At 58.7% G+C, this 16,096-nt stretch carries 16 protein-coding genes; all 16 read right to left on the bottom strand.

What is annotated here, in order from left to right; translation table 11 throughout:
* Positions 1–129: 129 nt before the first annotated feature.
* Entirely contained in the window at positions 130–396 is a 267-nt protein-coding gene (gene fliQ, locus J2Z75_RS26680) for a flagellar biosynthesis protein FliQ (protein WP_209856665.1), read from the bottom strand.
* Between the two features lie 6 nt (positions 397–402).
* Positions 403–816: a flagellar hook assembly protein FlgD gene (gene flgD, locus J2Z75_RS26675; protein WP_209856664.1), complete on the bottom strand. Its 414-nt coding sequence runs from the start codon at positions 814–816 to the stop codon at positions 403–405.
* Positions 807–1,256, bottom strand: a complete 450-nt coding sequence (flbT, locus tag J2Z75_RS26670; protein ID WP_209856662.1) for a flagellar biosynthesis repressor FlbT — start codon at positions 1,254–1,256, stop codon at positions 807–809. Before flbT ends, flgD begins: the two co-directional genes overlap by 10 nt.
* A complete protein-coding gene (flaF, locus tag J2Z75_RS26665; RefSeq protein ID WP_018324193.1) occupies positions 1,253–1,600 on the bottom strand; it encodes a flagellar biosynthesis regulator FlaF in 348 nt (115 codons plus the stop codon). The genes flbT and flaF overlap by 4 nt, the downstream gene beginning before the upstream one ends.
* A 37-nt stretch (positions 1,601–1,637) precedes the next feature.
* Positions 1,638–2,720 (bottom strand): flagellar hook-associated family protein, encoded by a 1,083-nt coding sequence (locus J2Z75_RS26660; protein ID WP_209856660.1) that lies wholly within the window; start codon positions 2,718–2,720, stop codon positions 1,638–1,640.
* 2 nt (positions 2,721–2,722) lie between these two features.
* The gene (flgK, locus tag J2Z75_RS26655; protein ID WP_209856658.1) at positions 2,723–4,171 is read right to left on the bottom strand and encodes a flagellar hook-associated protein FlgK; all 1,449 of its coding nucleotides are present in this window, start codon (positions 4,169–4,171) and stop codon (positions 2,723–2,725) included.
* Between the two features lie 20 nt (positions 4,172–4,191).
* Positions 4,192–5,421, bottom strand: a complete 1,230-nt coding sequence (locus J2Z75_RS26650; RefSeq protein ID WP_209856656.1) for a flagellar hook protein FlgE — start codon at positions 5,419–5,421, stop codon at positions 4,192–4,194.
* A 103-nt stretch (positions 5,422–5,524) separates the two neighbouring features.
* Positions 5,525–6,196: a transcriptional activator Rem gene (gene rem / locus J2Z75_RS26645; protein ID WP_209856654.1), complete on the bottom strand. Its 672-nt coding sequence runs from the start codon at positions 6,194–6,196 to the stop codon at positions 5,525–5,527.
* A 281-nt stretch (positions 6,197–6,477) separates the two neighbouring features.
* Positions 6,478–7,029 (bottom strand): transglycosylase SLT domain-containing protein, encoded by a 552-nt coding sequence (locus J2Z75_RS26640; RefSeq protein WP_209856652.1) that lies wholly within the window; start codon positions 7,027–7,029, stop codon positions 6,478–6,480.
* Entirely contained in the window at positions 6,980–8,668 is a 1,689-nt protein-coding gene (gene fliK, locus J2Z75_RS26635) for a flagellar hook-length control protein FliK (protein ID WP_234937590.1), read from the bottom strand. The genes J2Z75_RS26640 and fliK overlap by 50 nt, the downstream gene beginning before the upstream one ends.
* The gene (motC, locus tag J2Z75_RS26630) at positions 8,665–9,978 is read right to left on the bottom strand and encodes a chemotaxis protein MotC (RefSeq protein ID WP_234937589.1); all 1,314 of its coding nucleotides are present in this window, start codon (positions 9,976–9,978) and stop codon (positions 8,665–8,667) included. Before motC ends, fliK begins: the two co-directional genes overlap by 4 nt.
* 5 nt (positions 9,979–9,983) lie before the next feature.
* A complete protein-coding gene (locus tag J2Z75_RS26625) occupies positions 9,984–11,174 on the bottom strand; it encodes a flagellar motor protein MotB (protein WP_209856649.1) in 1,191 nt (396 codons plus the stop codon).
* Complete coding sequence (locus J2Z75_RS26620) at positions 11,171–11,827, bottom strand: hypothetical protein (protein ID WP_209856648.1); 657 nt, start codon at positions 11,825–11,827, stop codon at positions 11,171–11,173. The genes J2Z75_RS26625 and J2Z75_RS26620 overlap by 4 nt, the downstream gene beginning before the upstream one ends.
* Before the next feature lie 511 nt (positions 11,828–12,338).
* A complete protein-coding gene (locus J2Z75_RS26615) occupies positions 12,339–13,319 on the bottom strand; it encodes a flagellin N-terminal helical domain-containing protein (protein ID WP_209856647.1) in 981 nt (326 codons plus the stop codon).
* Between the two features lie 340 nt (positions 13,320–13,659).
* Positions 13,660–14,634, bottom strand: coding sequence for a flagellin N-terminal helical domain-containing protein (locus tag J2Z75_RS26610; protein ID WP_209856646.1), 975 nt, complete (start codon positions 14,632–14,634; stop codon positions 13,660–13,662).
* Positions 14,635–14,908: 274 nt separating this feature from the next.
* Positions 14,909–15,883 carry a flagellin N-terminal helical domain-containing protein gene (locus J2Z75_RS26605; protein ID WP_209856645.1) on the bottom strand — a complete coding sequence of 325 codons (975 nt, stop codon included), beginning with the start codon at positions 15,881–15,883 and terminating at the stop codon, positions 14,909–14,911.
* Between the last annotated feature and the right edge of the window lie 213 nt (positions 15,884–16,096).

Below are 16,096 nucleotides of genomic sequence, written 5' to 3'. Positions count from 1 at the left end.
AACTAAGCAGCAGGCCTAACGCACCAAACTTGCGCGAAGGTGGCATCATTGTCTGAAAGAAGGAAGCGGACGCGCTTTTCGCAGCGTCCATGGTTATTCAAAGTCCGCCCAAGACGGCGGCCTGCCTCATCAAAAGCCGCTTTGAATGCGGGAGAAGACGACATCGGTGAAGATGGAAATCTGCGAACCGACGAAAGAGGCTGATAGTGCGACCGTCACCAGGACGGCGAGGATTTTCGGCACAAAGGTCAGGGTCATTTCCTGCACCTGGGTCAGCGCCTGAATGAAGGCGATGACGACGCCCACCACCATGGCGGCGAGGACGGCTGGCCCGGAAGCGACGACCACGGTCCAGATCGCCGCCTGTACGATATCGAGGGCATCAGCCTCATTCATGAGCTATCACTTTACGGTAACACCCGGGCCTACGACAAGCTCCTTGCCGGTATCAAGCACCGCGATGATTCCATCCGAGTATAGCTTCACTTCCTTCACGACACCAGTTGTCTTGCCGTCGGCGCTCGTCACCGTCTTGCCAATGACCGCATTGGCTTCGCTGAGCGAGGTGCGCTGCAGGAGGCTCTCGAGATTGGTATTGGTCTTGATCGTCTGTTCGACCTGCGAGAAGGTCGCGAGCTGCGCGATCTGCTCCGTCGAATCCATCGGCTCGGTCGGATCCTGGTTTTTCATCTGGGCCACAAGCAGCTTCAGGAAGCTGTCGTAGTTGAGGCTGGCCGAAGCCGCGTCCGTGCCCGATTCCGTTCCGGATGCCGTGGGGATGTAGCTGCCGGTTGATGTGACGCCGCTTACCGCCATGGTGCAATCTCCTTGCGAATCTGTTCGATCGTTGCCGGGGTGATTTCCTGGTTGTTCAGAATCTTGTCTTCGACCGCGTAGAGACCGCGGATCGCCTTCAGTGCGTCGAAGGCGCGCCCCTGGGTTACCATGCCGTCGATCTTCTTGAGCTCCGAGACGACCTCGTCGTTCTTGAAGCAATTGAGAAGCATGATGACCGACTTGCGGAACATGTTCGTCGACTGCTCGGCGCCTTCCGGATTGATCAGGATCATCTGGGCGATGAAATAGAGCTGTTTCAGGGGAGTCGTCGCATCTTCCGGCTGCAGAACATGGTTCTCGAGCAGGAATGTCACGTCATTCAGGAACTCGACTGCAACCTTACGGTCGACACGCAACACCGCCCCGTTGACAAAAATCCGTTCGCCCGACTTCAGCGAAATACGCAGTGTGCTTTTCATTTGAGTCCATCCCTGATGATGGTTGTGATGTCTATGATGCCCTGGAAGTTCGAGGACTCGCGTTTGCGAATCTTTTCCGTCTCGCCCAAGATCCAGATGGCTATGGAAATAAGGTTGGCGCGCAGCTCATCGTTCAGCTGATTGTCCGAAGCGCGAAGATCCTCGATGAACCGGATCCAGACGCGCCTTGTGTAGTAAATCGCCTCGATGGCCTCCCTCGAATACCCTTTCTGCTGTTTTGCAGCTGCAAGCAGCGCAATCGAGCGGTCGAGTACCTGCCGTTCGCGATCCTTGGAGTCGGCGACGCCGTCCTCCATGATCTCGGCGTAAGAAAACTGATACATTCAGACATCCCTCATGTTTGTCCGGTTCCTCATCTCATCAGAGGTAGTTTATCAAACTCAGTTGCTGAAGCCGCGAGGTCAGCGTGTAGGAGGTTTCGATCTGGGTCAGCAGCGTGTTCATCCGCGTTGACGCCGCGTAGGTATCGACACCTTCAAGATCGGAAATATGAGTCGTCACAAGCTTGATCTGCGCTGCAAGAGAGGTGTTGGCCTTCTTCACCCGCGCTTCGGAGATACCGAGATCGCTGCGCTGCGCGTCGATTCCGGAGATGGCCTCGCCTATATAGCTGGTCACCGACCCGCTTATCGTGGAGCGAACCTCGGAGCTGACATCCGCACCGAGCAGTTCCGAGGCGATAACGCTCGCCAGGGCGAACTTGCGCATGCCGTCGGAATTGGCGGTCGTCGAACTCGGCACCACTTCCGTCGTCGAGATCCGGCTTGTCATGGTCTGGTCGGATGCGCTGGACCAATCTGTCTGCCAGCGCGACTGATCCCCGGCAGCCGGGTCGGTATCGACATACATAGGCTCCAGCGTGTTGGTGATGAAATCTTCCATCTGCGCTTTGGAAAACTGGTTCATCGCCGTCAGCGGCGGCACCTGCGCACCCATGAAGGTCGTCAGAGCCGTATTATAGGCCGCCTTGGCCGCAGCCCCCTCGGCACTATTGTAGTCAATCATCGGCTTCACGTCGGTGTTGATGCCGGAGAACAGAAATTCGCCATTGAAAGAGGTGTTAATCGCCGAGTTGAAGATCGAAAGCGCGTTGGTGACCTCGGTCTTGGCGATCGTCAGCTGATCCGCCGAATTGCTTCCACTCAAACCGATCATAACCTTATTGATCGATTGTGCGGCGTCGGCAACCGACGTAAGCGCTCCCTGCGAGGCGGCGAGGCGCTGCGTGACAACGGCGTTGGTGCTGGTCAGCGTCTGCATTCGGGCCATTTCCCGCTGAAGGTCGAGGGAGCGCGACGTGGAGCCGCCGAGCGCGACGCCGACATCGGCATGGCGGCCGGTGGTAACTTCCGCCTGCAGCTTCACAACTTCGGACTGGCTCTGCTGAATGGTGAGCCGCATAGCGTTCTGGACAGCCAGATTTGAAACGAAGGACGTCTTCATGATTACCTCACAGCTTCCAGAAGTGCCGCCATCATGGCGTCCACGGTACTGACCAGTTTGGCCGATGCTTTGTAGGATTGCTCCAGGTCGAGCAGCAGCGAGAGTTCCTCGTCCATACTGACGCCGGTCTCGTTGTTCAGGGCTTCCTGCGTGCGCGAAAGCAAAGCGACCTTGTTGTCGTTTGCCGTCGAGGCGCTGCTGCGCAAATCCTCGAGCCAGCCGACCGACGAGGTTGCGAAGTCCATAATGCTGGTGCTTCCGTCAAGGCCGGTCGCGGTGTCGAATGCCAGATTGCCGTCCATGGCTGCCGTGAACTTGTCCAGGAGGTCCGAGTAACCTGAGCTTCCTGTTGTATTCTGAACATAGGCAGCGCCGTTGAAGCCGCCGTCGCGAACAAGCAGCGGGTTCGACAGCGCCAGCGGATTGACCTTCAGCGTGGCGGCGATGCCGGGCACGGTTGTCCCTGCGGGTGGCACGGTTGCAGGCGGAACCGCCGGCGTCCAGGTGAAGAGCCCCGGCAAAGTGGTGGCGCCGCTCTGTTCCTTGAAGAGCTCGACCAGACCGCGCGCAACCTCATCCAGCTGCGACTGGTATTTCGGCGCGATCTCATCGCGCAATTGCAGCAGCGTCGAGAGCTTTCCCTCTCCGGAGGTATTCCCCCCAGCCCCGGCGGCGACGGGAACTCCGTCGATATAGACCTTCTGCCCGGTCGTCGTCGCACCAAAGCCCGAGGTGGCTTGGAAGGTCACCTTGCGGGGCGTGTTTTCAAAAAGGACCGTGCCATCGGACGTATAGATGACCGTATCGTTGTTCGACCGCGTCACCGTCGAGATGCCGACGATCTCGGAAATCTGGCGCAGCAGCTTGTCGCGCTGATCGAGCGCATCGCTGGCGTCTGCACCTGACGCCGTTGCACTCAGGACGCCGTTGTTGGCCTTTTCAAAATCCGCCAGCAAGCCGTTGAGCTTATCGACGGAACTTGCAATCTCCTTGTCGGCTTCCAGGCGCATGTCCTGGACGGAGGTCGAGGTCTTGTTGAGCGAGTTCGCCAGATCGGTGGCATCCTGCACCAGCGTTGCCGCGACCGTCGTGTTGCCGGGCGTCGAGGCGAAAGTCTGCAAGCTGTCACGAAACGACGCCAGATAGGTGGATGGCGCCGTTTCGTAGTCGTTGCCGCCGAGCGCGGATTTCAAGGTCTCCAGGCCCGCAAAAAGCGTACCTTGAGCGGAGGCCTGCGAGATGCTGACCATGTTCTGCTTGAGCAATGCGTCATTCTGCGCCCGCTGGATGGAAACGACCTGCGCTCCATTGCCGCTGGTACCGAGCATCGCCAGCCGGCGCGAATAATCCGAGTTGCTGGCATTCGCGATATTCTTCGACACGATCGCGGTCTGCTGCGCCGTGTTGCTGAAGATCGAATTTGCGGTGTTTATCGCAGATGACAGAGACATGACTCAGCCTGTACTTTCAATTACCGCTTCAGGTTCACAAGAACGTCCAGCAGGTCGGCGCCTGTCTGGAAGACCTTCGAATTTGCGGTGTAGCTGCGCTGGGATTCGATCATCGCCGTCAGTTCGTTGGCGATATCGACGTTGGAGCCTTCGAGTGCGCCGGACTGGATGCTGCCGAAATCGCCGGAGCCGGCAAAACCGGTGACGATGACGCCTGAATCCACACCCTGCGAATAGACGTTGCCCGATTGCGGAACGAGATTGTCCGGGCTCTGGACGCTGGCAAGCGCGACGCGATAGCGCGGATCGAGATCGCCGTTTTCATACTTGACGAAGACGATACCTTCGTCGTCGATCTGGTAGCCGGCCACCTTGCTCGGCGCATTGCCGTCGATGGTACCACCGTCCGGATTGAACTTGTAGCCGAGCTGCGTGGTCTTGGCGAGATCGATCGTCAGGGCGCTGAGATCTGCGCCGGTGCCTGGAAGACCGACCATCGCGGTCGTTGTCAAGGTTGACGGGGTGGTCGTCAATTCGCCGTCTGAGTTGAAGGCCAGTGCCTTGGTACCCAAGACACCTACGGCCGGCGGACCGGCGCTGTAGGAGGTACGATCACGCACTTCTACGCTCCATGCGTTCGCACCAGTCTTGCTGTAGACAAAATCGAGAAGACGCGAGTTGCCCTGGCTGTCGAAGACGCTGAGCGATGTCGAGGATTCGGTGCCGATGGCATCCGCCGAATTCAGGTTTGCACCCATGGTTCCGGTCGTGGACCCCTTGGCAACCAGACCGTCGGAGGCAAGGTTGACCTTCGTCAAGCCATCGAAGCCGTTGACGACAACCGTCGGGTCGACGCCTTCTTCGTATTCGTAGCCCATCAGGCTGTAGCCGGCGGAATTAACCAGATTGCCATCGGCATCCGGAACGAAGGCACCGGCGCGGGTGAGGAAGTTGGAGCCGTTTGCACCGGAGACAATGAAAAAACCGCCGCCGTTGATGGCAAGATCGGTGCTCGACGTGGTGTAGGTGGTCGCGCCCTGCTCGGAAATGCTGTAGCGAACTTTCGTTTCGACACCGCCCGAATTGTACGAACCGTTGCTGCTCGGCAGGATCAGGGAAGAAAATTCCGTCGATGCCCGCTTGTAGCCGGTTGTGCTGGCGTTGGCGATGTTTTCGGCGACCGTGCCCAGGCGGTTTGCCTGAGCGTTCATGCCGGAACCGCCGGTTCTCATCATTCCGTAAAGACTCATGTCCGATCCTCGTTTTCGTCGTTATGGCGAGACTATGGGGTGGGCCTTGCGTGAACCTGTCTTGAGAGGGATCGGATGCCGCACATCCGATCCCGAGCGAAGATCAGCTCCAGTCGATGCAGTAGCCAAGGAAACGCTTGGAATCGATCGGATCGAAGCCGAGCCGCTTGCGCAGCTTCTTGCGCAGCTTGCTGATATGGCTTTCGACGACGTTTTCTTCGACGTCCTCATCGAAGATGCCGTAGATGGCATTGAAGATCTGGGACTTGGAAACGCGGCGCCCGCGGTTGGAGACCAGATATTCGAGAATGCGGCGCTCGCGGCGCGGCAGGGCGAAAACCTCGCCCTGGACTTCCGGGTCCCGACCATCCGAGAACACGCGGATCGGGCCGATGTCGGTGAAGTTCACCAGCGCCTTCAAACGGCGGCGGATCGCTGCCGCCCGCGCCAGGATTTCCCGGGGATGAACCGGCTTGCGCACCACGTCGTCGACGCCGCAGTCGAAAAACGCCAGCGTTGTTTCCAATGAAGGGCTGTCGCTGATTGCAATGACCGGGGCCGAAGACCGGTCCCGGATGGCGCGGGGGAGGCTCATGGCCTTTTCGCCCTGACCGATCAGGAACGCCTCGACCGCGTCGATGTCGCTATCGGCAGCCGTGGAAACCCAGTCCCCGAATTCGCTTGGATCGAACCCCTGGGAGGGCACACCCTCCCGTCCAAATAGTGAAGTATATCCGTCTTTCACGAGCTCACGCTCATCAACCACTACGATCATTCGTCCGCCTCCGAATCAGTATGGTGCCTCTATGGTTAAGAGGTACGAATCGGGGGATTCATGAACAACTATGGAATGTTAGTGGCTGAAATTAATAGTAGATTAAGATTTGTGTGCCGATTTGATCTATATCTAGTGGGTACACACAAAAACAGCACTAAAATTTGTGTGGAAACGTTAACGCTATTTTAAGAAACCGCTTGCGTTCATTTTTCCACCGCAATATCGCCGCAATGCTGCGGCGCAGCGAGAAAGCGAATGAAAATCATCTATAGGTTGCATTATTGACAGAAAGTCGACGCGTTTGGTGTCCACTTTCCATAGCCTGTCGCGACGAGATTGGCGATCACCCGACAGACGTATTTCTTCTGTGCGGGGTCGTTGTTCGGTCCGGCGTGATAGCGCGCCACGGCCATTGTCCAGGTCTCGTGTCTGGCATGAAGATTGGACAGGAAACGGGCGGCGTATTCGACATTTTTCCGCGGGTTAAGCATCTCGCCGGGCGAGGCGAAATTCTCTCCGTGAAAGTAGTAGTTGATCTGCATGCAGCCGAGATCGATCAGCTTGGCACCCTGTGCCCGTGCCGCAGTGAAGCGTTGCAACACCTCCTCGGCGCTGTTTTCAAAATAAGCCTTACCCTCGATATTCATGGCAAAGGGCTGGAGCGATCCCTTCCTGCCGGTTTCCGTCAGACCGACGGAGTAAAGGATGCCGGCCGGTATCTGATATTTCGCCGCGGCGGCTGTGATCTCGCTTTCGCAGACCCCGGGACTGGCCTGTGCACTACATATAGACGTCACCAGCGCGGTTAAGCTCAGCACCAGAAGACGCATCGCCCGTACCTTCATTGCCCGTCCACCTTTCGCGACCCTGTTGCTGGCCGCCATTGTCATTGCGCTGGCTCTTGCCCTGCCCTGTGCTATCGCCAGCGGCCTCGCGACCCTGCTGGCCCGCCTGAGGCTGCGCCTGCTGCTGTGCATTGCTGCTGCTCGAATCCGAAGAATTGAAAACGATATTGACCTGATCGACGGCGAAGCCCTGCGCACGCAACGCCTTGACCATGGCGCTTTGATCGTCGCTCAGCTGCCGGAAGGCATCACCGGTCTCGACCTTGATCTCAACATGCAATTCATCGTCCTTGAGCCGCAACGTTGCCGTTACCATGCCAAGATCGATCGGGTGCATCTGGATCTTCAGCGTGTTGAGAACCTTGCCGGTGGACGCCTGTGTCAACGGCGCCGCAGCCCCGGCGCTCGGCTGGAGGGCCCGCGCCCATTCCGGATTGCTGGCGATCTGGCTGGTCACGGCCGACGCGTTGCTGGTCGGCGCGAGGCCAAGATAACGGCGCGCTTCCAGAACAGTCACGGTTTCGGCCTTTGCGGACGTCGCGGGAACATCATTCTTGACGACCGTCTTGTCGCCGTCCGAAGCCAGATTCATGGAAACCGCCTGGCCCTTGCCATCGGCACGGGCAAAGCGGAAGACCTGATCGGATCCCGCCTTGGTTGCATTCTTGACCGCATTCGCATCGGCGGACACACCGCCATCGGTTTTAGACGCCGTTGCATCCTTCGGAGCCGTCTTCGCCTTTCCGGCGCGTTCGGCGAGTGCCTGGAATTCCGACATCGCCGGGGTTGTTTCGGCTCGCACGGACTGGCTCGCATCCACCGGTCTCTGTGCCGTGTCGAGCAGGGTGAGCAACTGGCTGACATCCGCGGATGTCGCATCGGCCGCGTCGCCGGCAGACTTTGACGGCGGCGTCTCGTCGGCCTTTTCCGCTTTAAGATCGTTGTGCTTCGAGAGGTGCGTTTTCGCGTCCTTCAGCAGACCAACCGCCAGCAGACCGGCCACCTTTTCACCTACCGGCCCGTCCACATCGATAGTCGCGTCTTCGCCGACACCGGCAAGCCCCATGGACGACAACAGATCGGCTTTGCCATCCGGCAGCATCAGGGCGAATTTCAACTTTTGATCGCTTCCTTCGGCGACCGCCGGATCCTGTTCGACGTCTTGCGTCGGCATTGTCTTGGCGGGCGCGCGCAACGCAGTGTCGGAAGAATTGCCGATCGCGGGTTTCATCAACCCATCGTTTTTCGGGACAAATCCGCGGCGTGACACCTGTTCGTCCTCGCTGGTGTCCGGGTCTCCGATATCAGGGGCAAGCACATCAGCATTTTTCCCCCTGGAAGATGATACGTCCTTCTCGGTCGCAGGCGCTTCTGCCTCCGTCGCGGGGATGTTGGCGGCGGAGGTCGAGAGGTTCTGCGAAACGGGAAGGCCGCTTTCCGGGGCCGGTTTCGCACTGATCGAGACGACCGGCTGCTTTTTCTTGCCGGCGTCGGCGAAAGCATTCTCGAATGCGGCCCGTTGATTGGCGGCGTCCATGTCCTGCGACTTTCCTGCAGATTTGGCGCCGGACTTAGCCGACCTTATCGGGCTGGTCCCAAGCAGGTTGTCGTCTACGAATGTCATTGTTGTTCTTCCTCCTTCAGGAGAGAATCGATCTCGTCGAGTTTCGAGCGGCCTGTGCTCAGAAACGCATCGAGAACCGGATCAGCCGGGCCTTCTGCCGGCAAAGCCGTCTGCTGCGCGTCGCCCGGTTGAGCGGCTTTCAAAGCCGCCTCGGACGCCGCCGCAGCAAATGGGCTTTCGCCGCTGCCTGTGCCTGCTGCGTCTTCTTCCTTTTTGATATCAGATTTTATTTTAGAAACAGATGCTTGCGTCAGGCTTTCGGAATCGGGTGCCCGCAGTACCTCCCGCGCGACGACCGTCGCTGCCTGACGCAATGCGCGATCACGAGGCGAGAGCTCGGCATCGGGAATAGAACTGATGTCCTTGACCGCTTCGAGTATGCCCTTCGAAGGAACGCCGACGAGACCCGAATAGAGGTTGGCCAGGGCTTTCGGCCCGGCGTCAGCGACGTCCGACAGGTCTTGCGCCCGTGCCGAGGCGAGCGTCGCGAGTTCCTGCATGCCGCCGATCGCAGCGCGGCGGGCGATCCGCAGATAGACCTCACGCTGTCTCGGCCTGTCCATGAAACCGAGAATTTCCTGGATTTTGGCTTCCGTCTTTTCCCCGTAATTGGCCACGGCCAATTCGACGAAGACGTCGGCAAACTGGCTGGCATAGGGAGACGTCAGGAAACGCCGGGCATAGGACAGCGAATAGCGGAACCCCTTATCGGGCATGGCGCCACGGGTCGCCAGCGCAATCGAACGCCGTAGGGCCGCTTCCTCGATATTGGTGCCGGGCGCCATCAGCCGTGCCCAGTCATAATACTCCAGCGACTTGGCCGGACTCTGTTGCGAGACCGCATTGCCGAGAACCAGGTAAAGGTATGGGCCGACCCGAGAGTTGCGGTATTCCGGAATGGCCTTGGCCAGGTTTTCGACCATCAGCCCGCCTTTGCCGGCAAGATAGTGACCGAGCGCATCGATGACGCGGCTATCGAAATTGCCGCTGATATCCTGGTTCGCGAGGTAGGACAGCGTTTCCGGATTGCCGCCGCTCATCGCATAGATGAAGGCCGCATCGACATTTCGTGGATCATCGAAAACGGCAGGGGCGGACTCCCGCAGCCGCTTGTCGATCGCAGCCAGCATGAAGCGCTGCATTTCGGCCGCCGAATGGTCCCCGAGAACGATGGCATCCTGGATATATTGCAGGGAGCGCAGCATCTTGTAGGGCGGCAGATCCTCCTGATCCTGCGCGCGTGCGGCCGTGGCGGGTGCAATCCCGATGGCGCATGCGCAGAGAAGGAGGGTACGGATCGCCTTCAACATCGCCATCAGCCCTGATTTGTCTGAAGCAGGATTTCGATCCGGCGGTTGGCAGGCGCCAGGGGATCCTTCGGAACCTGCAGGCGCTTGTCGGCGAAGCCGCTGATCTGGCTGACACGGTTCTCGGCGAGACCACCGCGAATAAGCATGTAGTAAGCGCTCTGGGCCCGGTCGGAGGAAAGCCGCCAGTTGTCATAGGCGCCCCTCTTGAATGGTCTTCCGTCCGTATGGCCGCGGATGGCGATGGCACCGCTGCGCGCCGACAGGAGCTTGCCGATCTTTTCCATGGCGATCACCATGTCCTTTTCGGGCACGGCGGAGCCGACACCGAACATCGGCGCATCCGCCTGCTCGCTGATCGTCACCAGGAGCCCGCCTTCGGTCGGCGTTACCAGCAGTCCTTCGGCAAGCTTGCCGGCGGAACCGCCGATTTCCTTCTCGATCTCGGCCTTCAACGTCTTGGCGGCATTTTCATCCGGCTTCACCGGTACTGCCGTGTCGGACGGATCCTTCATCGCGGTTTCGGGCTGATTCTCCGCAGCTGCGGCTTTGTCCCTCGATGCATTTGCCGGGCCGTCCCCGGCCTTGGCTTCGAGGCTCTCGCCGCCCTTTTCCGCATTCTGCAATTCGACCTGCTTCGTCCAGAAATCGGGGTCGAACGGATCGCGATAGGCTTCGCCACCTTCAGCGCCGGTCGCAGGCCCCGAGGTGGATGCGCCACCGTCGCCCTTGGCGCTGATATTGGCATTTCGGCCGACTTCATTGACGATCTCCGAAAGGACGGAATACGGATTCTCGAAGAAATCGGCGTCGGAATACTGGGTTTCCTCGCCCGAGGTTGCCGTCAGGTCATCGCCGTTCTTTGCCGAACCGCCGGTCTTCGTTTCCGTGCCGTTGACCTTCGACTTCATCTGGTCTTCTTCACCCTTGGCGTCCTTGGCCGGCTGCTTCACGCCCTTTTCGGACGGCTTGGCATCGGTCAGCTGGACAGGGTTGAAATAGGAGGCAAGTGCTGCCTTGGTTTGCGGGTTTGCAGCGTTGATCAGCCACATGACGAGGAAAAATGCCATCATCGCGGTCATGAAGTCGGCATAGGCGATTTTCCAGGCGCCGCCGTGATGGCCGTCATGGTTGCCGCCATGGCGCTTGATGACAATGATTTCGTTCTTGCCGTGGTGATGGCTTTCGTTCTCGCTCATGCCAGCACCTTGCCAACGGTATCGGCCCAAGCGGCCATTCGCGTCACCAGGATCGAATCGCCGAACTCGACCGATAGATCGATATCGCCACTTTCCTGATGGCGGAAGATCAGCGTTTCATCGTCGAGATGACGCTTCAGCGCCTCGAACAGAGCCAGAGGCCCTTTCACCGTGATCTTGGCGCCCTCGCCGGCCCCAACAGAATGCGTGATCATCCCGGCGAGGTCGGCGACTGATTTCTGCATCAGCACTTCATCCATCACAGGAGCCAGCACCCGCGCGGTCTGATCGGAAAGCATGGTGGCGAGTTGCGATCCCATGTCGGAGAAACGATCGAAGATCATGGCGGCGATTTCGTTTTCGCAACGCACGCGCATGGCCTCCAGCTCTGCTGTGTGGCGCGCGTTCAGGGCGGCGATCTCAGCCGCCTGCAGGGCGAACTGCTCGGCTTCCGCTTCGCGGCGGCCTTGCGCGAACGCATCGCGGCGCTCTGCGTCAATGTCGATCTGCGGTTGAACCTGCGGCTTCATGGCGAAAGCACCGTTGGCCGGGAAGTCATCGTCCAGATCCGGAAAATATCGCGGCGGAACCAGGGACAGATCGACTTTCGGGGCGCTGAAATCCTTGAGATAACGGGAAATAGAAGCACTCATCGGCTGCCTCCCGTGACACGGGTTGCCATCACGACCGGGCCTGCCCCCCGTTCGGTTGCAGACGGTATTGGGCTTGCGAGCCTGAAAACGTAAGACTGTGACACTTCCGGAATGTCTCCTTCAGGACCCTGCGGAGCGGGAAGTGCCGCACGGCCCGAACATTTTCAATCCGTACCGGCTCACCGCCGGAAAAACCGGCAGCGCAGGCCGCATACAACGGCAGCACAACATTCATATTGGCTGGCAACCTGAATGAGGATGGCTGCGGCTGGAGACTATCCGGTCAAACTTGTGCGAAAATGTAGGTCGGCGATGGAATATCTGGTCTCGATGAGATCTGGACCCAATGAGGTGTTGGACCGCGCCTGGGCAATTAGCGCGGTCCAACCGTTTCCACCATACCGATGACCGGCGGCAGGGCGGAAAGATGTGTTTGCATCCCCGCGAAAAAGAGGCGGCGACACAAGATAGTCGAGCCGGATCATTGCCCACCGATCCGGCGCGTCCGCGCTTATTGCTGGAACAGGCGCAGGATGTTTTCGGAGTTGGTGTTGGCGATCGAGAGAGCCTGGACGCCAAGCTGCTGCTGCGTCTGCAGCGCTTTCAGCCGGGTCGATTCTTCGTTCATGTCGGCATCCACCAGACGGCCGACGCCCTTGTCGATCACGTCCATCAGGTTGGCGACGAAGTTTTCCTGCATGTCGATACGGCTGGTAATGGCGCCGAGCGTCGATGCGGCATCGGTCAGATTGCTGAGCATGGCGTCGACGGCGCTGATCATGCCATCGATGTCGTTGTCGCTGGTGGTTGTCGTCAGGGTAACCATCTTCGAGCCAGTCGGCGCGGTGCCACCATCAGCGAGAATCAGGTGATAGGTTGCGTTTGCGGTTCCGGTGGCGGCAGTTGTACCGACCGGCTGGGAAACGGTGACAGCCTTGGTCAGCTGACCGAGCGAGGAGTTCTTGGTATCGATCAGGATCGATGCGGCCGTATTGTAGTCCAGGGTCGAAACGGAAACATTGCCGCTCGTCGAGCGGTTGAAGGATGCGACGATCGACTTGGTGCCGGCCGGCGTGGTGCTGTCGTTGTAGAGCCAGTTCTCACCCGAGAAGGAGGCCGATTCGGCAGCGGATGCCAGCTGGTTCTTGAGTTCGGTCAGTTCCTTGTTGATCTTGGTCTTGTCGACACCCGGTTCACGCGCAGCAACGAGCTTTGCCTTGATCTCGGAGACAACGTCGATCGCCGAACTCATGCCTGCGTAGGATGTATCGACCTTTGCCGCGCCGAGCCCAAGGGCATCTTGAACGGTCGACAAGGCAGCGTTGTCAGAACGCATGGTGGTCGCGATCGACCAGTAGGCCGCATTGTCCGCAGCGGTCTCGACGCGATAGCCGGAAGAAATGCGGTTCTGCACTTCTTCCATGTTGGTGTTGATCGAACGCAAAGTCTGGAGAGCGGCCATAGCCGCCGAATTGGTCAGGATGCTGGTCATTTGGTCATTGCCCCAGTTCGAATTTAAACGGAACATTCCGGTTGATGACCGGCAGCGACGGGACCAGCGTCATGCAAACTGCCCCATGTTTAGCCCAAGGACAGCCTATCGCTCTTAACGAACACTTAACAATCATATGGTTAACAAATCATTAAGAGCATTAGCAAGTGGGTAATCAAAATGAACGAAAATAAATCTCCATTGCTGAAGTGTTAAGATTCGCGCAAGCCAACTGGGGAAACGAAAAAACCGCGCCCCTTGCGGGACGCGGTTTTCGGGATATGTCCGGCGGATCGATGGTGAAATCCGCCCGCCGGCGCTATCGCTTTTTCTGGTCCGATTAACGGAAGAGCGAGAGGATGTTTTCCGAGTTGGAGTTGGCGATCGAGAGAGCCTGAATGCCGAGCTGCTGCTGCGTCTGCAGAGCCTTGAGGCGGGTCGACTCTTCGTTCATGTCGGCGTCGACGAGGCGGCCGACACCCTTGTCGATCACATCCATCAGGTCGGCCATGAAGTCGTCCTGCATGTCGATACGCTTGTTGGTGGCGCCGAGTGTCGCGGCGGCATCCGTCAGGCTCGTCAGCATGGCGTCAACGGCGCTGATCATGCCTTCGATATCGTCGTCGGCAGTCGTTGCCGTCAGGGCGATGGCAACCGAACCGGTCGGAGCGGTACCGCCGGAAGCGACGATCAGGTGGTACGTTGCGTTGGCCGTCGTAGCGGCAGTCGCGCCGTTCGGCTGGGCAACAGAGACAGCCTTGGTCAGCTGACCCTTGGTCGAGTCCTTCGTATCGATCAGAACCGAGGTCGAAGCATCGAAGGACAGAACGCCGACCGAAACGGTGCCGGAAGCGGAACGGGTGAACGAGCCAACCATTTCCTTGGTGCCGACGGCAGTTGTCGAGTCGTTGTAGAGCCAGTTTTCACCGGAGAAGGAAGCCGACTGAGCCGTCGAAACCAGCTGGTTCTTGAGCTCGGTGATTTCCTTGTTGATCTTGGTCTTGTCAACGCCCGGTTCGCGGGCAGCGACCAGCTTGGCCTTGATTTCGGAGATGACGTCGATAGCGTTGTCGAGGCCGGTGTAAGCCGTGTCCGTCTTGGCAGCGCCGAGACCGAGAGCGTCCTGGACAGTGGAGAGAGCCTTGTTGTCCGACTTCATGGTCGTTGCGATCGACCAGTAAGCGGCATTGTCCGCTGCCGTTTCGACGCGCAGGCCGGAGGAAACGCGACCCTGGGTCGTTTCCATACCGTCGTTGATCGAACGCAGGGTGGAGAGTGCTGCCATTGCAGCCGAATTGGTGAGAATGCTCGTCATGATAAAACTGCCCCTTTTGAACAGGTGAAATGGAAGGGACATTCCGGTCGTTACCGGGAAACAGCAGCCAGCTTCATGCCTGCTAACGCGTTAAATCTTTTGGTTAACCCGCTGTTTCGATGGTCATAGAAAACACCAACATGGTTAAGGAAAACCTAAAGGCAGAAAACATTTTTTGACGGCAAAGAAAAAACCGCACCTCTTTCGAGATGCGGTTTTCTGTAGGTCGCGAACCCACCGTTTGGGGGGGATGGCCGGCCCGCGCCGTTTTCGATTAACGGAAGAGCGACAGAATGTTCTGCGAGTCCGAGTTGGCGATCGAGAGAGCCTGGATGCCGAGCTGCTGCTGCGTCTGCAGAGCCTTGAGGCGGGTCGACTCTTCGTTCATGTCGGCGTCGACGAGGCGGCCGACACCCTTGTCGATCACATCCATCAGGTCGGCCATGAAGTCGTCCTGCATCGAGATGCGCTTGTTGGTGGCGCCGAGGGTAGCGGCCGAGTCCGTCAGGTTGGTCAGCATGGCGTCAACGGCGCTGATCATGCCTTCGATGTCGTCGTCGGCAGTCGTTGCCGTCAGGGCGATGGCAACCGAACCGGTCGGGGCGGTACCGCCGGAAGCGACGATCAGGTGGTACGTTGCGTTGGCAGTCGTAGCGGCAGTCGCGCCGTTCGGCTGGGCAACAGAGACAGCCTTGGTCAGCTGACCCTTGGTCGAGTCCTTGGTGTCAACCAGAACCGAGGTCGAAGCATCGAAGGACAGAACGCCGACCGAAACGGTGCCGGAAGCGGAACGGGTGAACGAGCCAACCATTTCCTTGGTGCCGACGGCAGTTGTCGAGTCGTTGTAGAGCCAGTTTTCACCGGAGAAGGAAGCCGAAGTTGCTGTCGAAACCAGCTGGTTCTTGAGCTCGGTGATTTCCTTGTTGATCTTGGTCTTGTCAACGCCCGGTTCGCGAGCAGCAACAAGCTTGGCCTTGATTTCGGAAACGACGTCGATGGCGGCGTTCAAACCGGTGTAAGCCGTGTCCGTCTTGGCAGCGCCGAGACCGAGAGCGTCCTGAACCGTGGAAAGAGCCTTGTTGTCCGACTTCATGGTCGTGGCGATCGACCAGTAGGCAGAGTTGTCGGATGCGTTGCCAACCTTCAGGCCGGACGAGATACGACCCTGGGTCGTTTCCATGTCGGAGCTGATGGAGCGCAGCGTCGAAAGTGCTGCCATTGCAGAAGAGTTCGTCAGGATGCTTGTCATTGGGGTTGTCCCTCTAGATACAAAATACAAGATTGGGGACATACCGGACTAAAATACTTACCGGTGATGGCGGTTCGGCATCATGCCACTCGGCTCCTGTTCTTCAGGAAGTCCAAATCCGTCATGTGAGGGTAATGTCGCAGGGAAACATTGCGATATGTTTAAATGCAGCCGGATCTTTGGAGCATACGGAACGGGGAAATCGCGGAGGAC

The organism is Rhizobium herbae (assembly GCF_017873135.1).
GTDB classification, from domain to species: domain Bacteria; phylum Pseudomonadota; class Alphaproteobacteria; order Rhizobiales; family Rhizobiaceae; genus Pararhizobium; species Pararhizobium herbae.
This window is presented reverse-complemented; position numbering and strand designations above follow the sequence as displayed.

Bases quoted from the DNA above. Each gene is read 5' to 3' on its own strand.
- J2Z75_RS26620 (WP_209856648.1), bottom strand. From the start codon at position 11,827: ATGAGTGCTTCTATTTCCCGTTATCTCAAGGATTTCAGCGCCCCGAAA.
- J2Z75_RS26605 (WP_209856645.1), bottom strand. From the start codon at position 15,883: ATGACAAGCATCCTGACGAACTCTTCTGCAATGGCAGCACTTTCGACG.
- flbT (WP_209856662.1), bottom strand. From the start codon at position 1,256: ATGAAAAGCACACTGCGTATTTCGCTGAAGTCGGGCGAACGGATTTTT.
- fliQ (WP_209856665.1), bottom strand. From the start codon at position 396: ATGAATGAGGCTGATGCCCTCGATATCGTACAGGCGGCGATCTGGACC.
- J2Z75_RS26640 (WP_209856652.1), bottom strand. From the start codon at position 7,029: ATGCGTCTTCTGGTGCTGAGCTTAACCGCGCTGGTGACGTCTATATGT.
- flgK (WP_209856658.1), bottom strand. From the start codon at position 4,171: ATGTCTCTGTCATCTGCGATAAACACCGCAAATTCGATCTTCAGCAAC.
- fliK (WP_234937590.1), bottom strand. From the start codon at position 8,668: ATGACATTCGTAGACGACAACCTGCTTGGGACCAGCCCGATAAGGTCG.
- motC (WP_234937589.1), bottom strand. From the start codon at position 9,978: ATGTTGAAGGCGATCCGTACCCTCCTTCTCTGCGCATGCGCCATCGGG.
- J2Z75_RS26660 (WP_209856660.1), bottom strand. From the start codon at position 2,720: ATGAAGACGTCCTTCGTTTCAAATCTGGCTGTCCAGAACGCTATGCGG.
- rem (WP_209856654.1), bottom strand. From the start codon at position 6,196: ATGATCGTAGTGGTTGATGAGCGTGAGCTCGTGAAAGACGGATATACT.
- J2Z75_RS26610 (WP_209856646.1), bottom strand. From the start codon at position 14,634: ATGACGAGCATTCTCACCAATTCGGCTGCAATGGCAGCACTCTCCACC.
- J2Z75_RS26650 (WP_209856656.1), bottom strand. From the start codon at position 5,421: ATGAGTCTTTACGGAATGATGAGAACCGGCGGTTCCGGCATGAACGCT.
- J2Z75_RS26625 (WP_209856649.1), bottom strand. From the start codon at position 11,174: ATGAGCGAGAACGAAAGCCATCACCACGGCAAGAACGAAATCATTGTC.
- J2Z75_RS26615 (WP_209856647.1), bottom strand. From the start codon at position 13,319: ATGACCAGCATCCTGACCAATTCGGCGGCTATGGCCGCTCTCCAGACT.
- flgD (WP_209856664.1), bottom strand. From the start codon at position 816: ATGGCGGTAAGCGGCGTCACATCAACCGGCAGCTACATCCCCACGGCA.
- flaF (WP_018324193.1), bottom strand. From the start codon at position 1,600: ATGTATCAGTTTTCTTACGCCGAGATCATGGAGGACGGCGTCGCCGAC.